This window comes from Nocardioides sp. CF8 (assembly GCF_000389985.1).
In the GTDB taxonomy this organism is placed as follows: Bacteria; Actinomycetota; Actinomycetes; order Propionibacteriales; family Nocardioidaceae; genus Nocardioides; species Nocardioides allogilvus.
This window is the reverse complement of record NZ_CM001852.1, coordinates 1,866,422-1,869,324: the sequence shown is the minus strand read 5'-3', so window position 1 is coordinate 1,869,324 and position 2,903 is coordinate 1,866,422. Positions and strand designations below refer to the sequence as shown.

Sequence of the window (2,903 nt, the reverse complement as noted above, 5' to 3'; positions counted from 1 at the left end):
CCCACCGTGACCAGCGCCAGGTCCTGCGCAAGTGCCACCAGTCCTGGGCCGGGGAGAACCTGATCCGGGGTGAGGGACTCACTGCGCGCGCCATCGTGGACGCCTGGCTGGCCTCGCCGTCCCACCGCGCCGTACTCCTCAAGAGCCGCGCCACCCGCGCCGGCCTCGCCGTCGTGATGGACGACCAGGGCCGCCAGGTCGGCGTCCTCAACGTGGCCGACGCCCGCTGACCCACGGCTGTGGCACGATCGGGCGCTCATGCGCACGATCGGGGGCTCGGACTTGTTGTACGTCGCCATCGCGACCCGCGCCTTCCGCCGCTACTCGACCTACCAGGCGGCCACGCTCGCGGGCATCTTCACCAACTCGGTCTTCGGGATCATCGGCTCCTTCGCCTACCTCGCCCTGTGGCGGGCCAACGCGAACGCGGGCGGCTACGACTCGGGTGACGCGGTCACCTACGTGTGGCTGGGCCAGGCCCTGCTCATGACGGTCGCCGTCTGGGGCGGCGGCACCACCGACGACCTGGCCGAGCGCATCCGCACCGGCGACGTCGCCATCGACCTCTACCGTCCCATCGGCCTGGTGCAGTGGTACCTCGCCGGCGACCTCGGCCGGGCGTGCTACCACCTGCTCACCCGCGGGCTCGCGCCCACCGTCGTCGGCGCCGTCCTCTTCGACCTCAAGGCGCCCGCGTCCCCGGCCGCGGCGCTGGGGTTCGTGCTCGCTGTACCCCTCGCCGTCGTCGTGAGCTTCGGGATCCGCTTCCTGGTCGCGAGCTCGGCGTTCTGGTTGCTCGACCAGTCGGGCGTGAAGGTGATGAGCGGCGCCTTCGCCATCTTCTTCAGCGGGCTGATGCTGCCCCTGGTGCTGTTCCCGGGCTGGCTGGGCACCCTCGCCCAGGCCCTGCCGTGGGCGGCCTTCATCCAGGTGCCGGCCGACATCTGGCTGGGCAAGCGCACCGGCGGCGACCTCGTGATGGCGCTCGGCTTCCAGGTCCTGTGGGCCGTGATCATGCTCGGCTGCTGCCGGCTCGTGCTCGGGGCCGCGACCCGCAAGGTGGTGGTCCAGGGTGGCTGAGGCACTCCAGCACGCTCGCCGCTACCTCGACATCGCGTGGCTGTGGATCCGCGCTGCCTGGGCCTATCCCGCGTCCTTCGTCATGCTGGCGATCGGCAACGGCATGATCACCGGTCTCGACTTCGTCGGGCTCTGGATCATGTTCAGCCACCTCGACGACCTCGCGGGCTTCTCACTGGCAGAGGTCGGCTTCCTGTACGGCGCCAGCTCGCTCGGCCTCGGGATCGCCGACACCCTGATCGGCAGCGTCGAGCGCATCGGCACCTACGTCCGCACCGGGCGCCTCGACCAGATGCTCACCAAGCCGGTGCCCCTGTTGGTGCAGGTCTGCGCCGACCAGTTCACGTTGCGCCGGCTCGGACGCATCACGCAGGCGCTCGTCGTGTTCGGGTGGGCAGCGGCGTACGTCGACTGGTCGCCGCTGCGCGTGCTCGTGACCGTCTCCATGGTGGCCAGCGGTGCGGCCTTGTTCTTCGGGCTGTTCGTCGGGTTCTCGTGCATCCAGTTCTGGACCACCGATGCGTCCGAGTTCGCCAACGCCTTCACCTACGGCGGCGCGACGATCACGCAGTACCCCCTCTCGATCTTCCCGCGCGAGGTGCTGGTCGCGCTGACCTTCGTCATCCCGGTCGCGTTCGTCAACTGGTATCCCGCGCTGTTCGTGCTCGGCCGCGACGACCCGTTCGGCATGCCCGGCTGGTTCCAGTTCGCCTCACCGCTGGCCGCCGTGGTGACCGTGGCCGCGAGCCTGCTGGTGTGGCGTACCGGGGTGCGTCACTACACCTCGACCGGGAGCTGATGCTCAGAACGGCCGAGCGATGACCACGACGTTGCTGGCGTAGCCGGAGCCGTCCCAGTCCTCGCAGGTGATCAGCACCAGCCGGCCGCGGACGTGCTGGCTGAACAGGTGCCTGGCCGCCCGGCTGACGCGGTCCTTGTCATGGACCTCGACGCGGCTGACCCAGTAGTCGATGCTGCCGGCGTCGGTGCGCACCGAGAACACGTCGCCGGGCACGAGGCTCTCCAGGTTGTCGAGCGCACCCCCGCCGGTGTGCACGGTGTGGCCGGTGATGATCGCGCTCCCCCGCTTCGCACCCGGCTCGGCACCGTCCGCCCACCAGCCGAGCGTCTGCGGGTCGGAGGGCGGCACGAGCGTGCTCACCTCGAGGTGGATCGGCACGACCGGCACGTCGATCCCGAGAGCGTCGATCTGCACGCGGTCCGGCACCCCGGCGGCGGCTTCCCGCTCGCGGGGTACGGCGCCGTACCCCTGCAGCGCCGACGGGGGCCGAGTCGCCGACGGGGTCCACACCACCGACGGACCGGGACTGCGCTCGAACTCCGGGGCCACGGATGCGCCGGCCCGGGCACCCACGTGGTCGAGGGTGAGGATGACCGAGCAGACCGCAAGGCCGACCGCGACGAGTCCGAGACTCACGCGGCCGGCCCTGATTGCCCGGCCCTCAGGCACGACCCCTCAGGCGCCGGGCGGACAGCAGGCCCAGGCCGATGGCGACGGCCAGCAGTCCGGTCATGCCGGCCAGCCAGAGCGACGAGCTGGACGAGGCCTGCGACATCTCACCGGAGAGACCGGCGGCGACCGTGGTCGGCACCGCTGCCTGGACCCCGAGGACCTCGACCACGGGTGTCTCGGCCTTGTCCTCGGCCTTCGGCTCGCCCTTGTCCTTCGTCTGGCCCTTCGTCTCGTTCTCGGTGGCCTGCTCACCCTTGACCTCGGTGGTCGCGGCGGGCTCAGGCTCGGGGGCGGGAGGAACGACGACCGGCGGCACGACAGCCGGCGGAGGCGGAACGACAGCCGGCGG

General features: G+C 71.1%; 5 protein-coding genes. 3 read left to right on the top strand and 2 right to left on the bottom strand.

Annotated features, from left to right (window positions below; translation table 11 throughout):
• The 3 genes from CF8_RS22505 to CF8_RS09110 all read left to right on the top strand — a co-directional run.
• Window positions 1–230: CAP domain-containing protein (locus CF8_RS22505; RefSeq protein WP_036490632.1), on the top strand; the 230-nt coding region annotated here is incomplete at its 5' end.
• A gap of 28 nt (window positions 231–258) precedes the next feature.
• Entirely contained in the window at window positions 259–1,080 is an 822-nt protein-coding gene (locus CF8_RS09115; protein ID WP_010832832.1) for an ABC transporter permease, read from the top strand.
• Window positions 1,073–1,879, top strand: coding sequence for an ABC transporter permease (locus tag CF8_RS09110; protein WP_010832831.1), 807 nt, complete (start codon window positions 1,073–1,075; stop codon window positions 1,877–1,879). Before CF8_RS09115 ends, CF8_RS09110 begins: the two co-directional genes overlap by 8 nt.
• A gap of 3 nt (window positions 1,880–1,882) precedes the next feature.
• Here the strand turns inward: CF8_RS09110 and CF8_RS09105 are convergent, their stop codons facing one another.
• Complete coding sequence (locus CF8_RS09105; protein WP_010832830.1) at window positions 1,883–2,518, bottom strand: class F sortase; 636 nt, start codon at window positions 2,516–2,518, stop codon at window positions 1,883–1,885.
• 25 nt (window positions 2,519–2,543) lie between these two features.
• On the bottom strand, window positions 2,544–2,903 hold a 360-nt coding region (locus CF8_RS09100; protein ID WP_232211603.1), incomplete at its 5' end, for a hypothetical protein.